We start from the raw sequence: 24,497 nt of genomic DNA on the forward strand, positions 1-24,497 counted from the left end.
CTACTCCCCCTCCGCCAGATACCGTGCGGCGTCCACCACTTGGCCCTCCCGGACGGTGCCGAGCAGTTCGGCCGGGCCGGATCCCAGCCAGGCGTTGGCCGAGAGCCACCAGTCCGCGACCGCCCAGGGGTCCTGCTCGGCGTCCAGCAGGAGGTTCACCTCCAGCACGGCGGGCCGGGGCCGGCCGCCCGCCCCGAACTGGAACTCCGGCAGCCGCTCCGTGCCGCCCGGGCCCGGCAGCCGCAGCAGCCCCGGCGTCGCCGGGTCGCCGCCCAGTAGCCGCAGCTCCACGTCGTCCAACGCCGGTGCGGACAGCAGCCGTTGACGCACCGGGCCGAGTACCGGACCGACCATGCGGTGGCCGTCGAGCACCAGCACGGCCAGATCCTCCGGCTTGAAGCCCAGGTGCGTGCACTCCTGCGCGGCGCCGTCGAACCGGGCTCCCGCGCCAGGGTCGAGCAGCTCGGCCTCCGGCCCGGGCAGCGAGTCCAGCAGCAGCCGGGCCGCCCGCGCCGAGAGGTCCGCATGGCCCGTGTCGTCCTGGCCGAGCGACCTCAAGGTCTCGAGCAGTCCGGCGAGTTGCCGTACGGACTCCGGGGGGAGCAGCCGCGACAGCCGCTCCCAGTCGGCCGCGGCGGCCGACAGCACGCGGTACGGGTTCATCGCATCCTTCCAACCGGGCCCACCGAGGCCACCGAGGCCACCGGGCCCACCGAGGCCACCGGATCCGCCCCGGTGAGCAGCCGTTCCGCCAGGTCCGCCACAGCCGTCCGGCGCGCCACCAGGTGCACCTCCCAGTCGGCGCCGCGCGCCAGTTCCGCGTCCACGGCCGCCCAGAGCGCGGCGACGCTCACCTCGTGGCGCAGCCCGCCGCGCCCGGAGCCGAGCAGCGGGAGGCAGACCGACCGCAGCGGCGGGTCGAACCGGGCTCGTTCCTCGGCCAGTAGGGTGAAGACCCTGGCGACCGCCCGGGTCACGTCGGCCGGCAGGACGTCGTAGTCATTGGTCCCCGGTCTGGGTACGGCGACCGCGGCGTGGTAGATCCGGCGGATCCCCTGCTCCGCCAGCGCGCCGGAGCCGACCGCCGCCACCGCGCCGGGAAGGACCGCCCGGCCCGGCGCTCCGTACCGGGCGGTCCACCTCCGCAACTCGTCGTGGACCAGGTCCTCGACGAGCTCCCCCGTCGGTCCGCGGAGCGCACCCGCCCGCCGGAGCGAGGCGGAGACCGAGGATTTGTACGGTTCCGGCAGGGCGAGGTAGGTGTTGGTCGGCGAGACCACCACGTCCACGTCACGCAGCAGGTCGACCGGGTGGACGTGCAGCGTGACCACCACCGTCCGGCCGCCCACCCGCACCCGCAGCTCGCGGTGCCCGCCGATGAGCGGGACGGCCGACGGCTGGTCCGTACCGGGCGCCACCTCGACCGCCGCCTGCGCGGTGAGCCGTACCACCTGCTCCGCGAGCTCCCCGAGCACCATCACCTCGTGGTGCTTGCGGAACCGCTCGACACTCACCCCGTACACCCCGGCCGCGCGCTTGCGCCGGTCGGCCGGGGGCCAGTCCCGGGTGCCCTGGGCCAGGCCCAGGCTGTACTCGGCGGCCGACCGGAGCGTGCCGGAGTCGATCCCGGCGAGCGCCAGCCGCAGCAGCCGCTCGACCGAGGCGGCGCGGTACTCCGGCCCGGCGGACGGCTCGACCGTACTCGCGGCGCTGGTCAGCGACGGCAGCTCCAGCTCGCGCAGCCGCACCAGGCCCGCTCGCCGCACCTCCCGCACCTCCCTCAGGACTGACACATGGTCAGGAAGGTCTGTCTGCGGCATGCCCGAAGGATCGCACCGCCGCGACGGCTACGACAAGTCGGTTCCCGCCCATCCATCCAACCGTCCCGGCCGGCCGGCCGCCGGGCGGTTCCTGGTCGAAGTCCGGTCGCCACGACGGACCTCCGGCCCCGGGCCGCGCAGCGCACGAGGAAGTTCCCCACCGTTCCGGTTCGTCCGTGCGGGATCGAAGTCCCGGGCCTGGGAACGCGAGCGCCCCACGGCTCCGCGCGGACCGCCCGATGCCCGGGCAACACCCGCCGGGTCAGCCGGCCGCGCTCTCCAAGTCGCCCCACAGATCGGCCGGTTCGAGCAGTGCGGTACGCAGCACCGCCTCCGCCGCGGTGAGCTCGTCGACCGACCGGGCGGCCAACGCGACGCCCACGGTGGGGAGTTCCTCGAAGCCGGCGCTCGGGATGGTGGGTAGCAGCGTCGCCCCGAACCTGGTGAGCCGGGCGGCGACCCGGTCCAGCTGGTCGAGCAGCGCGGGCTGCGACAGCCGGACCCCGAGCGGCACCTGGTCGATGGTGCGTACGCAGTGACCGGCCGGGCCGCGTACGGCGTCGAGCCGGGCCCGCAGCATGAAGGCCACGGCCGGGCCGGTGAGCCGGAGGTTGGTCTCGGTCGGGGCGAGCCGGCCGGCCCGGTCCACCACGAAGTCGATGTCGTACCAGCCCCGGTGGCCCTCCTCGGCGAGCGCCCGGCCCACCGTCTCGCCGAAGGCGCGGGCCGGACCGGCGAGCACTTCCGGCACCACGCCCGGCCCGACCGTCGCCCCCCGGTAGTGGACGCCCTCGACGTCCATCACCGCCACGCCCACGGCATGGACGCCGCCGTCCTCGGCGATCACCCCGTCGAAGGTGAGGTCGGGGAAGCTGCGGTGAGCGGCCACGTACTCCTCGACCAGGATCCCGCCGCCCGGCGGCAGGACGCCCGCTGCCGTCAGCTCGCGCAGCGCCGCCCGGGGACCGCCCGCCGCTGCGACCCGGTCGGCCGTCAGTACCGCGGTGCCGTAACCGCCCACGCCGTGCTCCGCCTTGAGCACGACGGTCCGTCCGAGGGCGGCGTGCTCCCGTACCAGCCTGGCCAGCTCGCGCGGCGAACCCGTCGGCCGCTGCTCGGGCACCCGGACGGCGGGGTGCTGCGCGGCGAACCGGGCGAACAGCGCGTGCGACTCGGCCTTGGACTCGAAGCGCCGTACGGCTTCCAGCACCCCGCTCCGCAGGCCGCCCCGGCCCCACGGGCCGCCGCCGTCGCCCGGCTTCGCGGCCGGTGCGGGGGTCGCTCCCCACGGCCGGACGGGCAGCCCGAGCTCACCGATCCGCTGCCATAGTGCGGGACGGGCCGCGAGCCCCTCGGCGAACGTGGAGTCCTCGCCGGCGATCCCGCTGTGCAGCTCCACCGGCTCCCAGTCGAGGGCGCCGGTCAGCCCGCGCAGCCAGCCCTCCTCGATCTGGAGCGGGAGGACCAGCACGGCGGGGTGCGGAGTGTAGAAGGCGGCCAGGCAGGAGTAGTGGTGACCCAGCCGCCGCAGTTCCGCGCTCTGCGGCAGGAACTGCGCGTTGAAGTCGGCCACGTTGCCGAGGTGGACGGCCCGTCGGCCCCCCGTCCAGGCGTCCTGCCACGTTGCGGCTCGCACCGTCCGAGACTACGGCCCGGCCGGCCCCGCCGGGGCCGGATCGTCACACCCGATCTGCTCGGCGGCGCCGCGCGTCACGCCTCGCCGGGATGCCAGGCCGGCCACTCCCAGGGGCGGTCCTCCCACTGCACCCGTACCGGGTCGTGCGGGTCGAGGTCCGGGAAGAGCTGCTTGATCCGGGGCTCGAACTCCTCGGGTGCGAGCGGCTCCCACCCGACACCGTGGAAGTGCACCAGCCGGTAGCGACTGTCCGTACGGAACTCGGCGATCTTCACCAGCGGCTCCTGCTCGGCCGCGACGTCATCCTTGTGGCTGCTCATGGACTCAGCATCGACGGGGCGGCGGCTTCACGCACCCGCACGACCGCCGTGCGGATGCCGTACCCCGCCATCCCCCGATGCCGCGGCCCGAGCCGCAGATCGTGCCTCACCTCATGCCGCGGCCCGGAACGCACCGGGCAGCACTCCACGGGCCTGACACCGGCCCCAAGCTCCTCCCAAACGGGCGTTCCGCCCTGCGGCCCTGGCTCGTTGAACACGGCGGCCCGCCGCTCGGCGCGGGCACGAACGCGCGGGAGGACGAGTGGAAGAGAAGTGGCAGCCACCGTGGACGTACGAGTGGGAGCAGCCGCCCCCGGACGCCCCGCCTCCACCGGACGCCCCGCCCCCGCCCCCGCCGGCCACACCACCGGCACCGGCCGCACCGCCCACACCGGCCGCACCACCGGTGTCGGCGACACCACCCCCGCCGGCCACACCACCAGCACCGGCGACACTGCGCACACCGGCCGTAACGCTGGCACCGCCGTCGGCCCCGTGGGAGCCGCCGGTCACCTTCCCACCGCCCCCGGGCCGCCGGGCCCGGCGGGCGGTGATGGTGGCGGGCGGCCTGGCCGGGTGCGCGCTGCTGGGCGGTCTGCTGGCCACCTGCGGGCCGTCCGACGGACACACCGACGCGCTGGTCACCTCACCGGTGTCCGGCAGTCCGTCCGCCGAACCGTCCCCCGAAGGAACCTCGGTCCTCCGCTCGGCCGCTCCTCGCACGAGCTCCGCGAGCCCCTCGGCCTCGCCCTCCGACTCGACCTCGCCCACACCGTCGGCGGCCCCGGCCGAGAGCCCGTCGGCCGACGTCGCGACGTCGGAGGACGACTCCGACCCTCAGCCCGAGCAGCCGCGGAAGCCTCGTCAGCACAGCCGGTCCAGACCGACCGCCCCGCACCGCCACGACTCCCACGCCGGATCCCCGCCGACCGCCCCGACCGGCCTGTTCCCCTCGCTCAGGATGTGCGCCGAGGCCGAGCGGCTCGGCCAGTGGGCACCGGGTTCGGAACAGGCCGGTCTCTGCCGCAGCCTCTACGGCAACTGAGCGAGCACCCGTTCCCGGCCACCGGCCGGCCCTGCCGCGGCACCACGTCCCGGCAGTGCACCGCCCCGCACGTCCCGGTGGGGCACCGGCCGGAGGCCACGGCCTACCCGCGCGGCGCCTTCTCCCCGTGGACGGCGGTGTACTCGGCGGCCAGCCACGGCGCCAGCTCCTCGACCAGCACCGTGAGCAGCGCCGCGTCGCCGCTCCGCGTCCGGGCGACCGTCAAGGCGGTACGCATCTGCTCGGCCCGCTCGGGGTAGTAGCGCGCGAAGATCTCGACGGAGACGGCGAGGTCGCTGGTCCACCCGCCCCAGCGGGGCATCACCAGCGTGAATCCGGTACGGACCAGGCGGCGCGAGACGCTGCGGCCGAGTGCCCTGAGCTCGTCCTCGGAGCCCTCCGTCGCCACGGCCTCCGCCAGCCGCTCGCACCAGCGCGGGATCGCCGCTGCCAGGTCGCCGTTGGTCTCCCGGGCCAGCAGCGAGGACGGCCGGTAGCGGGGCAGCCGGGCGGCCAGGTCCTCGCCGAGCAGCGGGGTGCACAGACAGGCGAGGAACCAGCCGAGGTCGTACCGTTCGAGTTCGCTCAGCAGGACAGGCTCGCTGAACAGCAGCACTCCGCCGCCCACCATCTGCGGGAACTCCGCGTCGAGCGCCGCCAGGAGGTCCGCGGCCGCCGCCCGGTCGTCGGCGGTCGGCTCCCGGCGCAGCGCCAGCAGCAGGTCCAGGTCGGAGACTCCGGGAACGGCGGTGCCGCGCGGAATGCTGCCGTACAGGTAGGCGCTGTGCAGCAGCGACGGGCCGAAGCTCTCGGCGATCCGGGTACGGGCCGCCTCCACCACCGGCGCGAAGGCGTCCGGCACCCGGCTCAGCGCGCCCTCCCGGGCGATGTACCCGTCAGCGTCCAGCCCCCGGGCCGTCGTCTCGATCCCAGCCGCCGTCACTGCTCGCCCCTCCCGGTGTTGTCGCTCACGGCAGCACTCTGCCGCAGGCGGGCCGGCCGGGCGAATGTCGCAGGCCGGCCATCGGCGCCCCGGTCGTCAACACCCGCTCAGAGATCCTTGACCAGCCGCTCGAATCGCAGGTCGGGCCGGCGCGGTGTCCCGAAGCGCTCGTCGCCGTAGGGGAACGGCAGGTAGACGCCGGTGCGGCGGTAGCCCCTGCGCTCGTACCAGGCGATCAGCTCGGCCCGTTGCTCGATCACGGTCATCTCGAGCTCGGCCGCGCCCCACTGCTCGCGTGCGACGTGCTCGGCATGTGCGAGCACGGCTCGGCCGAGTCCGCCGCCCTGGCGCTCCGGACGGACCGAGAACATGCCGAAGTAGGCGGTGTGGCCGCGCCGTTCGAGCTGGCAGCAGGCCAGCAGCTCGCCGTCCCGTTCGGCGACCAGGACCAGGCCGTGCGGGTGCTCGATCGCCTCGGTGACGCCCGTGGCGTCGGTGCGGCGACCGTCCAGCAGATCGGCCTCGGTGGTCCACCCGGCCCGGCTGGCCTCGCCCCGGTACGCGGACTCGACCAGCGCGACCAGCGCGGGCACGTCCCCCGCCACGGCCGGACGGAACGTCAGCTCAGCACCCCTGGACGACACTCGTCCCTCCTACCTCACGACTGCCTGCGGGCCGCCGGTTTCGAACGGCCCCCTGCATCGTGCCACACCGGCCGACGTGCTCCCGGCCTCGGCACCTGCTCGCTCCCGTCCTGTCCAGGCCCGGCCTCACAGGTCGGTGCAGCTGCGCGTCCGACGCCGAGGACCGCCGCACCTCCCGCACCTCCCGTACCGCCCGGACAGGCGGAGAACGCGGTCGCTGACGACGGCGTACGGCCGCCTCAGTGGCCGGCCACGGCGGGTGAAAGATCATTTCGTGGAGCCTGCCGGAGCGTGCGGAACGGCGGTGCGCACCTCCGGCATCCCCGGTCCGGGGTGGCGGCGGCGTCGGCGCAGCCAGACGTACAGGACCACGCACGGCACCAGCAGGCCGCTGACGGTGAGGGCGAGGAACGCCGTGAAGCCGGCGATGTGCCCGATCAGCCATCCGAAGTTCTGCCCGAAGAAACCGACCACGAAGGACAGCGGGAGGAATACGGTCGCGAGGATCGTGAGCCGCTCCATCGTGTCGCTCTGCCGAAGGTTGATCTTGTTCTGCTCGACGGAGATCACCGCGATGTTCGCCTCCAGAACGGTGGCCAGCAGGTCGCGTTGGGCGGCGACCTCCTCGTTGACCAGCAGCAGGTGGTCGTGCACGTCGCGGAAGTACGGCAGTAGTTCGGTCGGTGACTTGCCGGGCTGCAACCGCCGGTTGAGCACGGCGAGCAGCGGGTGCACGGCGCGGTAGAAGTCGGTGGCCTCACGGCGGAGGAAGTAGATGCGTTCGGTCGGGGCCACCGCCCCGGAGAAGACCGTGGCCTCGATCTGCTCGATGTCGCGTTCGAGCTCCGAGACGACGGGCGCGTAGCTGTCGACCACCTGGTCGAGGATCGCCCAGAGCGTCGAGGCGGTTCCGGTCCGCAGCAGCTCGGGGCGGCGTTCGAGTCGGCTGCGGGCGCTGGCCAGCTCGCTGGCGATGCCCTGGCGGACTGTGATCACGAACTGCTCGCCGAGGAAGATGCTGATCTCGCCGGTGTCGACCTCCTCGCGCTCGTCGTCGTAGCGCGCGGTGCGCAGGATGATCAACTCTGTGCCGTCCTCGTACTGCTCGGCCTTCGGACGCAGATGGAAGGCCTGGGCGTCCTCGACGGCGAGTTCGTGCAGTCCGAAGGTCTCACGCACCCTGGCCAGTTCGTCGGGGCCCGGTTCGAACATTCCAAGCCATACGAAGCCGCCCTGTGCACGGCACGCGGCGGCCTGTTCCAGTGACATCGCGCCCTCGTGCTGCCGGCGCCCGTCTCGGTAGTACGCGCAGTCGACGATCACGGCCGTCCTCCTCACCTCGGGCCGACTGCGCCGCCTGTCGCCCGCCGGCGGCGTAGCGTGCCGTATACGCCTCCAGCAAGATGCTCCTCCGACTCGGCCGGAATTTCCCCGCGGGCCGAGGCCCAGCGGCTGTTCCTCCCGTACTGCTGCGGTTCCGGCCCCCACCGCCACCGGTCCCCGGGCAGGCCGCAGGGCAGTCACGCACGGCGGACGGTGCTCCATGCGTGACTGCCCTGCTCGGGGCTCGGTCGGTCAGTACTCCGTGCTGACGGTGACGCCGCTGAAGTCGGTGTCGGCGTAGAGGCTGAGGTACCGGTAGCCGGCCGTCGTGTTGGTGACGGTGAGGCTCTGGGTGGCGCCCGGGTTGGTGGACGAGGCCGTGTACGACTCCGGCGAGGCCCAGGTGTTCGGGTCGTAGTACAGATAGGCGGTACCGGAGCCGCCGGCGGTGGAGACCTTCAGGGTCGTGGTGCCGGCCGGCAGGTAGATGTACAGGTAGTCCAGGTTCCCGGCGCGCTCTGCCCGGTCGGCGCGCGAGCAGTTCTGGCCCATCGCGTCCGTGCGGGGGTCCGTGCAGGCCGGCAGGACGGTGCCGCCGCCGCTGGTGACGGTGACCGAGGCGGGCGTGCTGGCGGTCCTGCCCGAGCTGTCGGTGACGGTCAGCGCGACGGTGTAGGTGCCGGCCGCCGCGTAGGTGTGGCTCGGGTTCCGCTCGGTCGACGAGGTGCCGTCGCCGAAGGTCCAGGACCACGAGGTGAGGCTGCCGCTGCCGGTCTCGACGGACTGGTCGGTCAGGCTGACCGTGCTGCCGTTGACCGACTGGCCGAACAGCGCCGTCGGGCCGGGGGCGTAGCAGGCGCCCGCCGCACAGCTCGTGAGCCAGCTGTCGAAGTCGGCGTCGTAGGCGGTGCCGAGGCTGTTGTAGACCGCGTAGCCGCCCTGGTAGTCGCCGGTGCGGAAGTGGCCGAGCATGGTGTGGATGTCGGTCGGGTGCTTCTCGAACATGTACCGGACCGCGAGGTAGCCCCACGGGTAGACCCGGGTCGAGTCCGAGTTGTCGTACGTGTTCTGGAAGATCGTGCTGAGCTTGTAGGTGTGCTTCGCCGCCTCCTGCATCGCCTGGGTGTCGGTGGTGCCGCGGTAGGCGTAGGACTCGTACTCGGCGACGCCCTCGATCCACCAGACGTCCGGCACGGAGATCTCGGTGCCGAACGTGCCCTTCATGTCGTAGCGACCGTCCAGGTAGTGCGTGTACTCGTGGTTGAGGTTCCACACGTTGGCGACGAAGCCGTCGTTCCACGACTTCTGGTACATCACCGAGACGGCCTGGTTGTCCGGGTCGGTGGGGTCCATCAGCGTCTCGCCGCCGTTGTCGGTCGAATTGCCGTAGATGGCCCAGGAGTACGTGGTGTAGTCGGCCTTGTCGGCGAAGACCGCGAGCGTGATGGTCTGGTCGTACTGTCCCGGGACCGGGCCGTTGTCCTTGACCAGGTTGTGGAAGAACGGGTCCTCGCCCTGCAGGCTGGAGCAGACCGCGGCCAGGTCGGACGCCGAGAGCGACTCCGCCACGATGGTGCGGTTCGGCGCGCACGCGTAGGTGTCCGGCAGCACCGCCGCGGTCAACTGCGCGGGCAGGTCGCAGACGCCGTAGTACGAGCACTGCGAGCCGTCGAAGGCGTTGGCCTGGTAGGCGGTGTGCACCCACAGCGGGCCGGTCGGACCGGTGATCGCGGAGGCGCCGAGCACCGACTTCACCAGCGGCTTCGCGATGGCCTCGACCGCGGGGCCGTCACCGGTCATCCGGGCGAGGTCGTTGCCCGCGTTGACGTCGAGGAAGGCGTTCGCGCCGCTGAGCAGGCCCTTGTTGTTGATCGCGAAGGTGCTCAGGGTGTCGAGGATGCTCGGGTCGGCGGTGACGGCGGCGACGAAGTCCGGGTTCCAGTTGGCGCGCCACAGCGGCGCGAGGAGCACCGCGTTGACCGCCTTCACCATGCTGGGGATCGCGTCGTAGGAGCTGTTGTAGCCGTTCAGCTCCTGCTTGTAGACGTTGAGGTAGTCGCCCTGCAGGTTCGCGCTGTCGGTGAGCACCAGCACGTCGTACAGCACGTCGCCGTTGCTCGCGGTGACGTCCGCCGCGTGCGGGTTGGCGAAGAAGGCGTCCAGTCCGGCCTTGCTCGCCGCCGACAGCTTCGCGTCGTAACCGCCGACGGAGGAGGCGTTGTTGGACTGGACGAAGTAGCCGGCACGGAGGAACAGCACCAGCTGCCAGATGCCGGCGGAGTCGTCACCGCCGTAGCCCGTCGCCAGTTCCTGGAAGGCGTCGGCGACGCTGAGCATCTGCGGTTCCCGGAAGATGCTGCCCGCGCTGCTGCCGGTGACGTTGAAGAGGGTGTTGACGCAGTCGGTGGTCGAGGACTCCACGTACGAGACCAGCGCCTCGCCGGACCGGCTGCCGAAGTCGGCCGGGGTGCAGCTCTGCGCCCGCGGGGCGGCAAGGGTGTTCGGCCTGGCCGCGGCCGGCTTGGCCGCAGGCCCGCCCTGTGCCGTCTGCACGGCGGCACCGGCCGGATGCCCCATCACCGCCTGGCCGAGCAGGGCCGGCGGGAGCGGGGTGGCGACCGGGGCGAAGTCCTCCGAGCCGCCGGGGATGGTGGCGCCCAGCGGCTTCGGGAGGGCGGCTGACGCCGCGGCAGCCGGCTTGGCGGGCGCCGCGGCAGCCGGCTTGGCGGGCGCCGGGGTGGACGCGGCGAGGGCGGGTGCCGGCAGCAGGCCGACGGCGGACGCGCAGCCGGCGACGACGCCGGCCACCAACCTGGACATGGGTGTTCGTAAACGCACTGCTGGTCCATTTCCTGGGTGGGGGGAGCTCATTGAGCGTCAGGCAGGGGGGTGAGGGGTGTGAGGGTTGACGGAATCCTGTCACCGGGCTGCCGGAGCGGACAATGCGTGAAGGGGATATCAGAGTGTGTGGATCCGCCATAACACCGGCCGGCACGGCGAGTTGGCGGGCGCGCATACAACCCCGGGCGCGGTGCTCACGAGCTCGGTGCTCACGAGCAAGTGGTCACGAGCGCGGCGCGCGGTAGGTTCTCGAGGCCCAGGCCTGGAAGTGCGGCGAGCCGGCGATCAGTTCCCGGTAGGCCGCCGTCGCGGCGCCGAACAGGGCCTCGACCACCGTCCCGGTCATCGCCGCGGGCCGCCAGGCGAGCAGGTACCGGGCCCAGAGCGGCGTGCCCATCAGGGGTTTGACGACCACGTCCGCCAGCGGCCGGGTGGTGGCCTGGACGACGGAGACGCCGAGGCCGTCGGCAATCATGTCCTGGAGCTCCAGCCGGTCGCCGAGGAACTCGTGCACCGTCGCCGGGGCGAAGCCGGCCGAGGCGCACGCGGTGAAGAAGACCCCGGGCCATCCGGCGCCGTCATCGGGGGTCAGGAACCAGGCCTCCTCTGCCAGGTCGGCCAGCGCGATCTCGGTGCGGTGCCGGAGCCGGTGACCGGCGGCCAGGGCCACGAAGCTCGGTTCGGTGACGATGCCCCGGTGCGCGACCGCTTCGGAGTGCCGCAGCTCCATGCCCGGGTAGTCGACGGCGATGGCCACGTCCAGGCTGCCCTGCTCCAGGAGCTCGACGATCTCCGAGGAGCGGTAGACGCTGCTCACCGTGAACAGCAGGTCGGGCATCTGCGCCCTGGACCGGGACAGAAGACCGGGCAGGATCGGCGAGTTGGTGGCCGCCAGCCGCAGCTCCCGGCGGCTCTGCGCGGTCTCCTCGGACGACCGGCGCCCGAGGCAGTCGGCCCGCGCCAGCACCTCGCGCGCGGCCGCCAGCACCTCGGTACCGAAGCCGGTCGGCGCCACACCGGAGGCCGTGCGCTCGAACAGCGGTGCGCCGAGATGCCGCTCGATCCGGCGCAGCTGGGTACTGGTGGCGGGCTGCGAGGCCCCGAGCGCCGCGGCAGCCCGGCCCACGCTGCCGGTGTCGGCGATCGTGCACAACACCCGAAGATGCCGAAGCTCCAACTCCACAGGGTGCCCCTCCCTCGCCCGGGGAGCCGGTCGCGCCCCCCGATGGCGCGCTTGGCTCACCACTTCCGCTCCGTCATGGCACATGTGACATGTCAGACCGTGTTCACGATCGCGCCGCCTCCATTTCGCGTCAAGCCCGTCCCGCCGCGCGCTCTCCACCGCCGCGGACGGCCACGCGCGCTTCACCAGCCTCGCCGCCCGACGAGCCGTCGACGGCCACGGCCGCACCACGAGAACGGGCCGCCGTCCAGGACCGGCGCAGTACGCCGATCAGCTGAGGTGGTGCCAGAAGGCGGGCCCGCGGTCCGATGTCGTCCGGGAGCAGGCGCACGGGCCCGGTGCGTTCAGGTACGGTCCCCATCCGATCTCCAACAAGATCGTGGGTTCTCGAGGCCCGCCGTTTCACTGCCGGGGCGTCCTGCAAAAGGCCGCTGACCTGGGATCTCTCCCGGCCAGCGGCCTCTTCGACCCACGTCTGGACAACAGTGTTTGAACCTGCGCCCCCCTTCACCCCCAGCGTGCGAGGAGGATTGACGGCCCGTCCGCTGGGTCCGGAAACCGCACCCACGAGGGTTGGGCCCGCCTCGTGCGCATCTCGCGCCGCCCTTTCCGGTCTCGTGGCACGCAGTCGCCTGCGTGCTCGGCTACTGGCGCCTTGCCGGGCGAGCGTCGTCGGGAGGGTGTCAGCCGACCGTCAGTGAGAACGGTCCGGCCAGCACCGAGTAGCCGTCGTTGGCCAGGTAGTACACGTCGTACCTGCCCGCGCCGTTCAGCTTGCCCGTGGCCAAAGTGACCGTGCCGCTCTGGTTCGGCGCGTAGGCCCAGGTCAGCGAGGACTGCGAGCCCGGGGTCACGCCCGCCGGGTAGATGCCGACCCAGTTCTTCGCGCTGACCTGCGAGGCGTTCGGCACGGCGTAGCGGAAGGTGACGTTACCGCCGTTCGCCACCGCGTTCAGGTCGCCGGCCAGCGTCGCCGTGGTCGCCGTGGACGGTGCGAACGCGGCGCCCAGCGGCGTCGCGTAGGTGTCGTTGGCGGTCAGCCCGGGCAGGCCGAGAGCCGACTCGATGGTGCGGCCGATGCTGTAGTGGTCGTAGTGCAGCGGGCTGCTGGTCCCGGCCGGGACGGTGCCCTGCGAGCCGAGGACGAGGGTGGCGACGTGGTTGTAGCCCTCGCCCGCGCTCTCGTCCCAGGTCAGGATGAGCAGCGAGCGCTGCTGGGTCCACGCGGGCGAGGACAGCACCGGGGCGAGGGTCTGCTTCAGCCAGCCGTCCTGCACCTGCAGGCTGGTGGCGTTTCCGTTGCCGGATGCCTCGCCGTCGTAGTAGTCGTCGGCGGCGATCCAGGAGAAGTTCGGGGTGGTGGCCGCCGACTGCAGGTCGGTGGTCAGCTGCGAGGTGTCGAACAGGTGCGCCGCGCAGCGGGCCGCATTGCCGCTGATGTCCGTGTAGTTGATGAACGGCGCGTCGTCCGGCTCGTACTTGGCGTCGTACTGGGTGGTGGTGTTGCAGGGCGTGCCCATGCCCTGCTCGTAGGCCTTCCAGCTCTTGCCGGCCTCCTCGATCGTGTCACCGAGGTTTCGCTGCGGGGAGTTGATGTTGGGCCAGTAGGTGGCGCCCTTGGTGTAGGTGTCGCCGCCCGCTATGGCGAGGTAGTTCTCGTCGCTCGGGTGGTAGACGCCGTGGGCGTCCGTGAGGGTGGCGCCCTGGGACATCAGGCTGTGCATGAACGGCGTGTCCGCCGGGTCGTTCATGATCTCGGAGTAGTCGGTGTTCTCCATCATGACCGTGAACACGTGATCGTAGCCCGGCACGCTGGACGCGGGCGGGGCCACCGGTGCCGGTGCGGTGACCGGGGTGTCGAGAGTGAGCGAGAGGTCGTCCAGGTAGCCGGTCTCGCTGGAGGTGGACAGGAACTGCACCTCGACCTGGATCGACCTCGTCCTGGCCGGGACGGAGCCGGTGGCGCTGCGGGAGAGGAACTTGGTGGACAGGCCGCGGTCGGTCGCGGAGACGGTCGGCAGTTTGGCGGTCGCGCCGACCGGGTGGCCGTTCGCGTCCTGGAAGTGCAGGCTGACGGCGGCGTAGCCGCCGTAGGTCGTCCAACCGCCCAGCCAGCCCGCGAGGTTGTAGTGCACCCCGCCGCCGTCGATCGCCGTGGCGGCCGAAGAGACGTCGACGGTCTGCGCCATCGAGCCGTCCCCGAAGTTGCCGGGGCCGAAGAAGGCCTTTCCGGGCGTGTTGCCGTCGTTCGGCTGGCCGAAGGAGCCTGCCGTGTAGCACATGACGTCGACGCCGCCGGCCTGGACCGTCCAGCCGGGGACGGTGGTGGCCGCGCTCCAGTCGTTGGTGCAGTAGCCGCCGGCCTCCGCGTCACCGTTGACGATCAGGTTGCCACTGCTCCCCGCCGCCTGGGCGGGGGCGGCGATGACCAGCGCGCCGAGGAGGGGTAGGGCGGCGAGCAGCCCGCCGAGGGAGTTCGAGCGCAGTCGCATAGGGATACCTCGTCCCGTTGGTGAGGGTGATCGCCATGGCGTGCGCCATGGACGGGACATAGGTACCGGCCGGTGCTGTCCGGCGGAAGAATGCCAGTCGAACTTGATCAGACAAGTTCGGGCCACGGCACGCAGGCCCGTACGCCCGGCTCTCGGTTCGACCGACCTCGACCGACTGCCGACTCGGATCGGACGGGACATCACCGCATCCCCGGGCATCCAGGCCCCTGCCCCGAACCACCGGGGCACCACGCCCTGGCGGTTCAGGGCGAGTGCAGGTGACGGCCTCCGGGCCCCGACCACCGCCGCCGCGGCCCGGTCGAGAGCAGTCCCCACCCCCGCGACGGGCACGGCGTGTTTCCCGTCGTGCCCGTCGCGGATGCCGGCCCCGACAACGGGGGGAGGCCGAAGTACGTACATCCAACTTGCATCGTCCCCGGGCCCGACGTCATCTCATCGCGCGTCGGGCGAGTTCGACAACCACTGCGACCGCTCGCGCCGCCCCCTTGACCGGAACACCCGCTCTTCCGGCACCCGCCGGGCCGAAGTCCGGGATGAATACAGTTCAGGGAGCCCTTTTTACAGTTTTTAAAAGAGCGCGCTACGCGCATCAATGCGCGATCACCTGCTGTTTCCTGATCCGCGCTCGGTCACGTCGATCCTGTTGCTCGTCAGCCTTATTGACTTACTTCCAGCGGTGCTGCTTTGCTTCGGAACGGCTGCTGGCAGCCCCCCCTAGCCAGCGCTGAACGACCGTCACTCATGGCCCTGCGTAAGCCGGACGGATCTCCGGCGTGCAGAGATTCTGGTGCCGGACGCAGGCAGTCGACTTCCCCCATACCCCCACACGGTCCGCCGCCGCCCGACCGGCGTGCGGTCGGCATGAAAGAGGAACCCTCATCATGGGTAATTCCCGTGCACCCCGCCAGAAGAGAATCGCGGTCCTGACCGGCGTCGCCTCGCTGATGATCACCGGTGCGGGCTTCGCCGCCCCCGCCCAGGCGAGCCAGCCCGGCGGCGAGTTCGCCGGCCCCAGCCACCCCTACCGGCACGGCGTCGTCATGGCGAAGGACGCTGCCGGCGCCGCAGTGCACCGGACCTCGAACCTGAAGTTCGGCGGCGGTGTGGACGGCATCGGCGTCACCACCGGCGCTCCTCAGGTCTACCTGGTCTTCATGGGCTCCCAGTGGGGCACTCAGGGTACCGACGCGAACGGCTACACCACCCTCTCCGGCGACCCGATGGGCGAGGCCGTCCGCGCACAGCAGCTCTTCAAGGGCCTGGGCACCAACAGCGAGACCTGGTCCGGCGTCATGACGCAGTACTGCCAGGGTGTCGCCACCGGCTCGACCAGCTGCTCCTCCACCGCCGCCCACGTCGGCTACCCGACCGGCGGTGCGCTGGCCGGCGTCTGGGTCGACGAGTCGGCCGCCGCGCCGAACCAGGCCACCGGCAACCAGCTGGCCGCCGAGGCCATCAAGGCCGCCGGCCACTTCGGCAACACCACCGCCGCCTCGAACCGCAACGTGCAGTACGTGGTCCTCTCCCCCACCGGCACCCACCCGGACGGCTTCAACACCTCCACCGGCCAGTTCTGCGCCTGGCACGACTGGAACGGCGACACCACGCTCTCCGGCGGTGCCGCCAGCTCCCCGTACGGTGACATCGCGTTCACCAACGACCCGTACGTCACCGACATGGGCACCTCGTGCGGCCAGAACTACGTCAACTCCGGCAGCGCGGGCACCCTGGACGGCGTCACCATGGTGTTCGGCCACGAGTACGCGGAGACCATCACCGACCAGAACCCGGCCGGCGGTTGGACCGACTCGTCCGGTTCCGAGAACGCCGACAAGTGCGCCTGGAAGGGCACCGGCGGTGTCGGCGGCGCGCAGAACGTGACCTTCGCGACCGGCTCCTTCGCCATGCAGGGCACCTGGGCGAACGACTACAACAACGGCGCGGGCGGCTGCGAGATCTCGCACCCGACCGTCCCCTGAGCATCCTGACGGTCCCCGGACGGTGAGCGCCGGGGGGGGCCGCCCGGCCCGCCCCAGCGCACGCGCGTTCCGCCCTGGCCCAGGACGCCGCCGGCGTCGAGGTCGTCGTGCTGCCCGGCGGCCGGCACGAGGGGGCGCCGGCGGACGCCCGGGCGACCGAACTCTCGGACGGCTCGGCGCCCTTCGGGTCCGTCAGTCGCTGATGGCCAGTCGGCGGCCCTCCTCCAGGAAGGCCATGACGCCGATGCACCACCGAGTTCACGGACCGTCCGGGCGGCGCCGAACGGCGCGTTCAATCCTGACAGGCGGCGCAAAGCCCTGTCGGATGGGCCTACAAGATCAATCATCAGACGGACCCTAGCGGCAACCCCTCGTCGGGGGTGGCCATCGCCTCCTGCGTCAGGTGATCTTAGGGAGCCGACGGCGAAGGCTCATTGGCTCCCAGAGGAGGAGTTGAGCGCGCGGCGCTCCTGCAGCCAGCCCTCGCTCAGATGCGCCCATACACTCTGACATCAACACCCAGCGCGATCTCCAGTTGAAGAACGACTCAACGGCCCCAGCAGGGTAACCAGTGCCACGAGGGCGAAGGCCAAGCCAGCCCAGAAGTTCAGGCTTTGCAAGCCAAGGATGATCGTTGAGGCGGCGGACAGCGAGAGCCAGGAGTTCCCCGACCTGGTCCGGCACTACTGGCGAGCACGCGGCTCTGGTCCGGGTCGTACTTCGCCGGATCGGTCGGCGGCGCAGCCCTGAGCATCGTCCGGCAGTACATCGAGCAGCAAAACCGGCCCGCCTGAGCCGAGGTCCACAGCGCGGGAGGGCGCGCCGGACCCAGCTCAGACCAGCGTTCAGAATCGCTTCACCACCGGGCTGAAGCCCGGCGCACTGCGATTAATTCCGGTAGCGGAGCCCGTCGAGGAGCAGATCGAGTAGGCGGCCGGCCCGTTCGCGCTGGGTGGGAGTGCTGGTGATCAGTGAAACGCCGCTGAGGCTGAGGCCGACGTCGATGGGGTCGATGTCCGAGCGCAGGAGACCGGCTTCGGCGCCGGCGCGCAGCAGGATGTCGATCGCGGTGCGGAGCTTGTCGAGGGTCTCGGCGAAGGGGTCCGCACCGGAGGCGACCGCGGCCCGTAGGGCGTCCGCCATGCCGTGCTTGGCGGCCAGGTAGTCGATGAACCTGTCCATCCACAGGCGCATCGCCCGGTCCGGCGGGAGATCGGCCAGCAACTCGGCGGCGCTGTCGCAGACCCGGGCCAGCTCGTTGCGGTAGGCCGCCTCGACCAGCGCCTCGCGCGTGGGGAAGTGCCGGTAGAGCGTGGCCGAGCCGACACCCGCGGCCTTGGCGATCGTGTCGATCGGAACATCCGCGCCCTTCTCGGAGAAGGCGCGCACGGCCGCTTCGAGGATGCGCTCCCGGTTGCGGCGGGCATCCGCGCGCAACGGGCTCGGCTGGGTGGTCAAGGCTTCTCCCTTCGTCAGGAGCTCAGTCTACTTGGACAATCGGGGAGTTCTCCGGTTACCGTTGCAGTATTAACCGGGGAGTTCCCCGTTTAATGGCACACGCCAGTTACTCTTGACGGGGAGAACCCTTGATGACCAGCGAGAAGACGGTTCTGATCACCGGCACGTCCTCCGGCATCGGCGTGGCCATCGCCATCGGTGCCGACCTGGGCGGCGCCGGCGTTGTTGACCAGTGCGTCGAGGCGGCCGTGCTCGGCGATGACCTCGCCCCCGTCGCCGCCACCGTCGGCGTCGACGTCACCGTCGTCGAACCGGGCGCGGTCGCGAGCGAGTTCGTCGCCAACATCAGCCTGGACATCCCCGCCCTGCTCGCCGAGGCCGGGCCCTATGCCCCGGCCCTTGAGGCGTACATCGCCCGCACCCGGGGCTCCTACGGCAACGCCCAGACCCCGGCCGAGGCCGCCGCCCCGATCATCGACGCGCTGACCGCCGACCGCCCGGCCTTCCGGATCCAGACCTCCGAGTGGGCCCGCGACTTCGTCGCCACCACGCTCGCCGACCTCGACGGCTCCGCAGTCCAGACCCTCACCAGCACCTGGGTCCGCTGAACAACCCCATAACTCGGTGAGCGCACCGTCGGGGTCGCGGTGCCGCAGGGGGTTACAGCAGCATCGCCTCGAACTGGAACTCGGGTGCGGTCAGTGGTTGCTCGGACCAGATGACCTTGCCGCGGGCCGTGTACCTGGTTCCCCACCGCTCGGCCATCTGGGCCACCAGGAACAGGCCCCGGCCGCCCTCGTCCGTGGTGGTGGCGTAGCGCAGGTGTGGGGCGGTGCTGCTGCCGTCGGAGACCTCGCAGACCAGGCTGGTGTCGCGCAGCATGCGGACGCGGATCGGCTCGGTGCCGTAGCGGATGGCGTTGGTGATCAGTTCGCTGAGGATCAGTTCGGTGGTGAAGGTCAGCTCCTCCAGGCCCCAGGCGGTCAGTTGGTCGGTGCATGCGTTGCGGATGCGGGAGACGGCGGCGAAGTCGTCGGGTACGTTCCAGGTGGCCACCTGATCGGGCTCGAAGAGGCGTGTGCGGGCGATGAGGAGTGCGATGTCGTCGCTCGGGCGTGGTGGGACCAGCGCGTCGAACACGGCCCGGCAGGTGTTCTGCGGGGATCCGTCGGCATGGTGGTCGGCCAGAGCGGCCTGCAGTGCGGTGAGTCCGTTGTCCAGGTCGCGGTCGCGGTCAGTGACGAGCCCGTCGGTGTAGAGCACCAGAGCGGTGCCGGGTGCCAGCCGCAGCTCGGTGGTTTCGAAGGGCAGGCCGCCGACACCGAGCGGCAGCCCGGCGGGCAGGGCGACGAACTCCACGCTGCCGTCGGTGCGGACCAGCGCCGGCGGTGGGTGGCCCGCCCGTGCCATCGTGCAGTGTCCGGAGACCGGATCGTAGATCGCGTACAGGCAGGTGGCGCCCGTGACGGCGGCCTGCTCGCCCTCGATGTCGCCTTCTCCTGCGGCCGCCTCGTCCTGGTCGAGCCGGGCGACCAGTTCGTCGAGGCGGGCGATCAGTTCGTCCGGGGGCAGGTCGAGGGTGGAGAAGTTGAGTACGGCGGTGCGCAGCCGGCCCATGGTGGCGGCGGCGTGCAAGCCGTGGCCGACGACGTCGCCGACGACGAGTGCCACACGGAAGCCGGGCAGCGGAATGACGTCGAACCAGTCCCCGCCGACCCTGTGCAGTGCCGGCAGGTAGCGGTGGGCGACGTCCAGGGCGCTCTGCCGGGGAAGGCCGCGGGGCAGCAGGCTGCGCTGCAGTGTCTCGGCCATCCGGTGTTCGCGGGTGTAGCGGCGGGCGTTGTCGATGCAGATCGCCGCGCGGGCCACCAGTTCCTCGGCGAAGGAGACGTCCTCCTCCCCGAACGGCTCGGACTTTCCCGCGCGCCAGAAGCTGACCGTGCCCAGGGTCAGACCGCGCGCCTTGAGCGGCGCGGAGAGCAGCGAGTGGACCCCGTACGTGAGCAGCCGGTCGGCGGTCTGCGGGTCGCGCGCCCGCCAGGCGTGCGCCTGGTGCAGGTCGGCGGCCAGCGTGGCGCGCCCGCTCGCCAGGGCGGTGGCGTCCGGGGTGCCGGGCAGCGGGCTGATCTGCGAGCCCACCGGGTAGAACGGCCAGTCGTCCCGGATACCGCTGGCCGCCGCGCGGCGGATCTGGGGGTGCTGCGCGGTGCCCAGCGGGTCCGCAAGCGGCTCGTCACCGCGCAGCACCGGCTCGGCCAGCTCGACCGTGGCGAAGTCCGCGAACCGCGGAACCGCCACGTCGGCGAGCTCCTGGGCGGTGTGCATCACGTCCAGGGTGGTGCCGATCCGCACCCCCGCGTCGTAGAGCAGCCGCAGCCGGGCCCGGGCCGCCTCGGCCTGACCGGCCAGTGCCCGCAGCTCGGTGGTGTCCCGGATGGTTGCGACGCTGCCGGGCCCTCCGCCGAACGGCGCGGTGGGCCGGTTGTTGACGGCGAGCAGCCGGTCTTCGGCCGGGTGCACCTCGTCGGTGGCGGCCCGCCCGGATGCCAGCAGGTCGGCCAGCCCGGGATCGAGCCCGAGTTCGGTGACCGGCCGCCCCTCGACATCGGGCGGCAGCTCCAGCAGCCGCCGGGCTTCGTCGTTCGCCAGCAGTACCCGTCCGTCCCCGCCGACGATCAGCACTCCCTCGCGGACCGCGTGCAGCACCGCGTCGTGGTGCTCGTACATCCGCGTCATCTCGGCCGGGCCCAGGCCGTGCGTCTGGCGGCGCAACCGTCGCCGCACCAGCACCGCCCCGCCCGTACCCACAGCGAGCGCGGCCGCCGCACCACCGAACAGGACCGGCAACTGCCGACTCACCGCACTGGCCGTGTGCGCGACGGTGTAGCCGACCTGGACCAGGCCGGCGACCGAACCGTCCGGCCTGGTGACCGGCGCACTGCTTTCCACGACCTGTCCGATGGGCGCGGTGAAGCTGATGGTGATCGGCCCCTTGAGGGCCGGCTGGTACGGGCCGATGAGGTGCTTCCCGATCAGCGCGGGGTTGTCGGACGTGTAGCGGATCCCCTCGGGGCTGGCGATCACGACATAGTCGAAGCCGCCATTTTTCATGATGTCCAGGGCCAGCGGCTGCAGCACCGCGGTCGGATGGGCACTGCCCAGAGCGTTCACCACCGTGGGGGTCTGCGCCAAGGTGATGGCTGCGGCGCGCGTGCGGTGCTCGGCGTCACTCGTGGCGTAGTTCCGGGCCTGCAGGATGAACGTCGTCAGCGCCGCGGCGACCAGCAGCACCACGACGATCAGTAGCCACAGGAACACCTGCCCGGCGACACTGTGCACCTCCAGCCGCGAGCGCAGCCGACCCCGAGCGGACCGGTGTTCCCCCGGTCCGCTCGGTTCCGTGCCCCCAGGGGCGTGGCTGTCCATTCCGTGCATCCAGGCCGTCCCCGCGCATCCGGGTCTCAACGCCTCCACGCTGCCACCCCGCCCGAAGATGTGCATGCGCGAAGCCGTCCTTCTGCCCTGGGCACGGGAGATCGGCTGACCGCTGGGCGTGGCCGGGCCGGTGGCGGTCGGCATTCCGAGTCGGCCGGGCAGCGGTGATCTCCGGATGCACCAACCGCGGACGACGGACAGACGGCCGGTCTCGAGTGGCTCCAGGGCGTTCGGCTCGTGTTCGCGGCCCGATCGGCAGCGCCGGCCGCGCGCAGGCGGTAGCCGAGAGGGCGCCCGCATCGGCCACGAACGGCTCACTGGGTACGACACCCCGGCGGGTCCTGCCGAGACTGTGACCATGAGACCCCTACGGGAGCATCACATCCGATGACTCTCCCGGACCAGCGCGTTCCCCACCCGGAAGGCCACGCCGCGGGCCGGGCCGGCTGGCTGCGTGCCGCCGTCCTCGGCGCCAACGACGGGCTGGTCTCCGTTGCCAGCATCATGGTCGGCATCGCGGCCAGCGGAGCGAGTACCTCCGCAGTGGTCACCGGCGGTCTCGCCGGGCTGTCCGCGGGTGCGATGGCGATGGCCGCCGGCGAGTACGTCTCCGTCAGCTCGCAGGTCGACGTCGAGAAGGCCGACCGCGCCAAGGAGGCCCGGGAACTCGCCGAGGCCCCGGAAGCCGAGCTCGCCGAACTCACCGCCATCTACGAGAACCGCGGCGTCCCGCCGGCATTGGCCCGACAGGTCGCCGAGGCCCTGCACGAGGCCGACCCGCTCCAGGCCCATCTGCGCGACGAACTCGGCCACAGCGAACACACCGCGGCCAACCCGATGCAGGCCGCCCTCGCCTCCGCCGCCAGTTTCCTCACCGGCGGAACCGTCCCCCTCCTCGGCCTCCTCGCCCCCACCACCACCGCACGCCTGTGGCTGATCGTCGTCGTCACCCTCTGCGGTCTGGCCGCTGCCGGCGTGCTGGCCGCCCGTACAGCAGGCGCAGGCGTGCTGCGCCCGGCTCTACGGGTGGTTCTCGGCGGCGGGCTCGCCATGGCCGTCACCGCGGCCGTCGGCCAACTCGCCCACGCCTCGGGCATCTGACGTCCCTCGTCCCGAACCACCGACCGGTGTCGCCCGAGCGCGCGGCCGGCGCCGAGTCAGCGGGGTACCGGGACAACCCTGGTTCAGAGCCGGAGCCGTCGACCGCTCAAAACGTGCCGATGCGCCGGCCGGTGATCCGCTCCGGCCGGATGCGCACCCACGGCAGACGGTGTCCACCGGCCCACGGCTGTGTACCGGGCAGTTGTGCCAGGCGCTCGACGGTGTCGGGGTCGGCCGACGCGGCTGCGCAGCCGATCGGCTCCGGTCTCCTTGCCCGGCGTGTTGCCAGGGTTGTCCAGGGTGGGACTGCGTGCCATGGGCCGGGTGGTCCCCGGACTGGGCCTGAGGACCCAAGGCGCCGTGGTCACGCGGGGCGTGCCCGGTTCGGTCCTTCTAGGCTGGGTGGTGGTGTCCGGCGAGCCTCGGAGGTACCGGTGGGGAGCGCATCGGAGAGTTCGGTACCGCTGCCGCAGCTGCGTCTGGACGATCTGCTGGACGAGCTGCAGGCCAGACTGAACGCCGCCCGGACTACGCGCGACCGGATCCACAGCCTGCTGGAGGCGGTGCTCGCGGTCGGCCGGGATCTGGAGCTGGCCCAGGCACTACAACACATCGTCGAGGCGGCGGTGAGCCTCGTCGACGCCGAGTACGGCGCTCTCGGGGTGATCGGCGAGGACCACCGGCTGTCGCAGTTCATCCCGGTCGGAGTGACCGAGGAACAGGTGAAGCGGATCGGCACACTGCCGTCGGGCCACGGTCTGCTGGGCGAGCTGATCCGGCACCCCGTGCCGTTGCGGCTCGGCAAGATCTCCGAGCATCCGTCCTCCTACGGCTTCCCCGCCAACCACCCACCCATGCACAGCTTCCTGGGGGTGCCGGTCCGGGTCCGGGACAAGGTGTTCGGCAACCTGTACCTGACCGAGAAACGCGGCGGCGGCGAGTTCGACGCCGAGGACGAAGCCGTACTGTCCACGCTCGCGGTGGCAGCAGGGGTGGCGATCGACAACGCCCGCCTGTACGCACAGGGCCGGCTGCGCGAGCGGTGGCTGGCGGCCAGTGCGGAGATCACCGGCAGTCTGCTGTCCGGAAACTCCGAGAAAGAGGTCCTGGACCTACTGGTCACCAGAGCAAGTGAGATCGCGGGAGCCAACCTCGCAGTGGTCGCCCTGCCCGTGCCCGACTCCGAGGAATTGGAGGTCCAAATCGCCGTCGGGCTGTGTGAGCGGGAGCACCGCGCTCTGGTGCTGCCCCTGGACGGCTCGTTCATGGGAACTGCGGCGCGCACCGGTGAACTGGTGGTGAGCACGAACGTGCAGCAGGACCCGCGGATCACCGCCGGGCCACCGCGCTGGCAGGGCCTGGGGCCCGCCGTGGCAGTCCCGATCGGTACCCCGGAACACGGCGTACGCGGCGTGCTGATGCTGGCCCGCGCAGAAGGTGATCCACTGTTCGAGGCCGATGAGTCAGGGCCGCTACTGAGCTTCGCCGGGCACGCTGCGCTGGCGATGGAGCTGGCGCAGCGGCGCCGGGACTCCGAACAGATCGCCCTACTCCAAGAACGGGACCGGATCGCCCGCGACCTGCACGACCTGGCGATCCAGCGGCTGTTCGCCACCGGCATGACCCTCCAAGGCGCGATCCGCTTCATCGACCACCCGGAAGCCGGAAACCGGGTGCTGCGCGCCATCGACGACCTCGACGAGACCGCGAAGACCATCCGATCCACGATCTTCGGCCTTCGGGCCCGGGAAGCGGGACCTGCCACCAAGGGGCTGCGCGCCAGGGTGGTGGAGGTCGTCGAACGGGCGGCGGCCGTGCTCGGCTTCACTCCCGGCCTGCGGATGTCCGGCCTGCTGGACGTCACCGTGCCACCGCAGATCGCGGACGAAGCCGTCGCCGTCCTGCAGGAGGCATTGTCCAACGCCGCCCGGCACGCCGATGCGACCTCGGTGGAGGTCTCGCTGGCAGCGGACGCAGAGCTGACGGTCACCGTGACGGACAACGGTGTCGGGCTCCCCCAGGGCGGACGGCGCAGCGGGTTGGCGAACCTCGCCGAGCGGGCGGCGGCACTCGGCGGCACCTTCGAGGTACACACACTCCCCCACGGAGGCACCGAGCTCCTCTGGCGGGTCCCACTACCGCCCCAGTGAGCCCGACGGCCTCAGCCACCGTCGACCACCAGCACCTCCGAGGCCGGCAACCGGGGTTGATTCTGCGTTCCCGGGACGCTCGCACCGCTAGGGACGCCGACACCGC

At 71.8% G+C, this 24,497-nt stretch carries 16 protein-coding genes and 2 pseudogenes; 6 read left to right on the plus strand and 12 right to left on the minus strand.

The genetic code is table 11. The features are described 5' to 3' along the window. The 4 genes from ACZ5ON_RS17100 to ACZ5ON_RS17115 form a co-directional block, all read right to left on the minus strand. Positions 1–663: a hypothetical protein gene (locus ACZ5ON_RS17100; protein WP_465592448.1), complete on the minus strand. Its 663-nt coding sequence runs from the start codon at positions 661–663 to the stop codon at positions 1–3. Beyond that, positions 660–1,820 carry a macro domain-containing protein gene (locus ACZ5ON_RS17105; protein WP_465592451.1) on the minus strand — a complete coding sequence of 387 codons (1,161 nt, stop codon included), beginning with the start codon at positions 1,818–1,820 and terminating at the stop codon, positions 660–662. Before ACZ5ON_RS17105 ends, ACZ5ON_RS17100 begins: the two co-directional genes overlap by 4 nt. 262 nt (positions 1,821–2,082) lie before the next feature. Beyond that, a complete protein-coding gene (locus tag ACZ5ON_RS17110) occupies positions 2,083–3,456 on the minus strand; it encodes an ATP-grasp domain-containing protein (RefSeq protein ID WP_465592454.1) in 1,374 nt (457 codons plus the stop codon). A 74-nt stretch (positions 3,457–3,530) separates the two neighbouring features. Further along, positions 3,531–3,776 (minus strand): hypothetical protein, encoded by a 246-nt coding sequence (locus tag ACZ5ON_RS17115; protein ID WP_465592457.1) that lies wholly within the window; start codon positions 3,774–3,776, stop codon positions 3,531–3,533. Between the two features lie 262 nt (positions 3,777–4,038). Here ACZ5ON_RS17115 and ACZ5ON_RS17120 point away from each other — a divergent pair, with 262 nt between their 5' ends. After that, positions 4,039–4,821 carry a hypothetical protein gene (locus tag ACZ5ON_RS17120; protein ID WP_465592460.1) on the plus strand — a complete coding sequence of 261 codons (783 nt, stop codon included), beginning with the start codon at positions 4,039–4,041 and terminating at the stop codon, positions 4,819–4,821. Between the two features lie 103 nt (positions 4,822–4,924). On the opposite strand, the gene ACZ5ON_RS17125 is transcribed toward ACZ5ON_RS17120, so the two are convergent. The 6 genes from ACZ5ON_RS17125 to ACZ5ON_RS17150 all read right to left on the minus strand — a co-directional run bounded on the left by ACZ5ON_RS17125 (position 4,925) and on the right by ACZ5ON_RS17150 (position 14,247). Further along, on the minus strand, positions 4,925–5,764 hold the full coding sequence (locus ACZ5ON_RS17125; protein ID WP_465592463.1) for a nucleotidyltransferase: 840 nt from the start codon (positions 5,762–5,764) through the stop codon (positions 4,925–4,927). A 107-nt stretch (positions 5,765–5,871) separates the two neighbouring features. After that, positions 5,872–6,408, minus strand: coding sequence for a GNAT family N-acetyltransferase (locus ACZ5ON_RS17130; RefSeq protein ID WP_465592466.1), 537 nt, complete (start codon positions 6,406–6,408; stop codon positions 5,872–5,874). 267 nt (positions 6,409–6,675) lie between these two features. Continuing rightward, positions 6,676–7,731, minus strand: coding sequence for a magnesium and cobalt transport protein CorA (locus ACZ5ON_RS17135; protein ID WP_465592469.1), 1,056 nt, complete (start codon positions 7,729–7,731; stop codon positions 6,676–6,678). A gap of 252 nt (positions 7,732–7,983) precedes the next feature. After that, a complete protein-coding gene (locus ACZ5ON_RS17140; RefSeq protein ID WP_465592472.1) occupies positions 7,984–10,551 on the minus strand; it encodes a collagenase in 2,568 nt (855 codons plus the stop codon). Positions 10,552–10,795: 244 nt separating this feature from the next. Beyond that, a complete protein-coding gene (locus ACZ5ON_RS17145; RefSeq protein WP_465592475.1) occupies positions 10,796–11,755 on the minus strand; it encodes a LysR family transcriptional regulator in 960 nt (319 codons plus the stop codon). Positions 11,756–12,438: 683 nt separating this feature from the next. Beyond that, complete coding sequence (locus ACZ5ON_RS17150; protein WP_465592478.1) at positions 12,439–14,247, minus strand: alkaline phosphatase family protein; 1,809 nt, start codon at positions 14,245–14,247, stop codon at positions 12,439–12,441. Positions 14,248–15,149: 902 nt separating this feature from the next. Here ACZ5ON_RS17150 and ACZ5ON_RS17155 point away from each other — a divergent pair. Together ACZ5ON_RS17155 and ACZ5ON_RS17160 are read left to right on the plus strand one after the other, a co-directional pair. After that, on the plus strand, positions 15,150–16,247 hold the full coding sequence (locus tag ACZ5ON_RS17155; protein ID WP_465592481.1) for a hypothetical protein: 1,098 nt from the start codon (positions 15,150–15,152) through the stop codon (positions 16,245–16,247). Between the two features lie 698 nt (positions 16,248–16,945). Then, a pseudogene (locus tag ACZ5ON_RS17160) lies at positions 16,946–17,041 on the plus strand (transposase); the annotation flags it as partial. A 94-nt stretch (positions 17,042–17,135) separates the two neighbouring features. On the opposite strand, the gene ACZ5ON_RS17165 reads toward ACZ5ON_RS17160, so the two are convergent. Further along, on the minus strand, positions 17,136–17,705 hold the full coding sequence (locus tag ACZ5ON_RS17165; protein ID WP_465592484.1) for a TetR/AcrR family transcriptional regulator: 570 nt from the start codon (positions 17,703–17,705) through the stop codon (positions 17,136–17,138). Between the two features lie 257 nt (positions 17,706–17,962). On the opposite strand from ACZ5ON_RS17165, the pseudogene ACZ5ON_RS17170 reads away from it, so the two are divergent. After that, a pseudogene (locus ACZ5ON_RS17170) lies at positions 17,963–18,313 on the plus strand (short-chain dehydrogenase); the annotation flags it as partial. A gap of 52 nt (positions 18,314–18,365) precedes the next feature. On the opposite strand, the gene ACZ5ON_RS17175 reads toward ACZ5ON_RS17170, so the two are convergent. After that, complete coding sequence (locus tag ACZ5ON_RS17175) at positions 18,366–21,140, minus strand: SpoIIE family protein phosphatase (protein ID WP_465592487.1); 2,775 nt, start codon at positions 21,138–21,140, stop codon at positions 18,366–18,368. A gap of 387 nt (positions 21,141–21,527) precedes the next feature. Here ACZ5ON_RS17175 and ACZ5ON_RS17180 point away from each other — a divergent pair, with 387 nt between their 5' ends. Together ACZ5ON_RS17180 and ACZ5ON_RS17185 are read left to right on the plus strand one after the other, a co-directional pair. After that, positions 21,528–22,241 (plus strand): VIT1/CCC1 transporter family protein, encoded by a 714-nt coding sequence (locus tag ACZ5ON_RS17180; RefSeq protein WP_465592490.1) that lies wholly within the window; start codon positions 21,528–21,530, stop codon positions 22,239–22,241. 434 nt (positions 22,242–22,675) lie between these two features. Further along, positions 22,676–24,391, plus strand: coding sequence for a sensor histidine kinase (locus tag ACZ5ON_RS17185; RefSeq protein ID WP_465592492.1), 1,716 nt, complete (start codon positions 22,676–22,678; stop codon positions 24,389–24,391). The last annotated feature ends 106 nt before the right edge of the window (positions 24,392–24,497 follow it).

The sequence above is a fragment of the Kitasatospora sp. NPDC032150 genome, assembly GCF_055579945.1.

Bases quoted from the DNA above. Each gene is read 5' to 3' on its own strand.
- ACZ5ON_RS17100 (WP_465592448.1), bottom strand. From the start codon at position 663: ATGAACCCGTACCGCGTGCTGTCGGCCGCCGCGGCCGACTGGGAGCGG.
- ACZ5ON_RS17105 (WP_465592451.1), bottom strand. From the start codon at position 1,820: ATGCCGCAGACAGACCTTCCTGACCATGTGTCAGTCCTGAGGGAGGTG.
- ACZ5ON_RS17115 (WP_465592457.1), bottom strand. From the start codon at position 3,776: ATGAGCAGCCACAAGGATGACGTCGCGGCCGAGCAGGAGCCGCTGGTG.
- ACZ5ON_RS17140 (WP_465592472.1), bottom strand. From the start codon at position 10,551: ATGTCCAGGTTGGTGGCCGGCGTCGTCGCCGGCTGCGCGTCCGCCGTC.
- ACZ5ON_RS17150 (WP_465592478.1), bottom strand. From the start codon at position 14,247: ATGCGACTGCGCTCGAACTCCCTCGGCGGGCTGCTCGCCGCCCTACCC.
- ACZ5ON_RS17155 (WP_465592481.1), top strand. From the start codon at position 15,150: ATGGGTAATTCCCGTGCACCCCGCCAGAAGAGAATCGCGGTCCTGACC.
- ACZ5ON_RS17175 (WP_465592487.1), bottom strand. From the start codon at position 21,140: ATGCACGGAATGGACAGCCACGCCCCTGGGGGCACGGAACCGAGCGGA.
- ACZ5ON_RS17180 (WP_465592490.1), top strand. From the start codon at position 21,528: ATGACTCTCCCGGACCAGCGCGTTCCCCACCCGGAAGGCCACGCCGCG.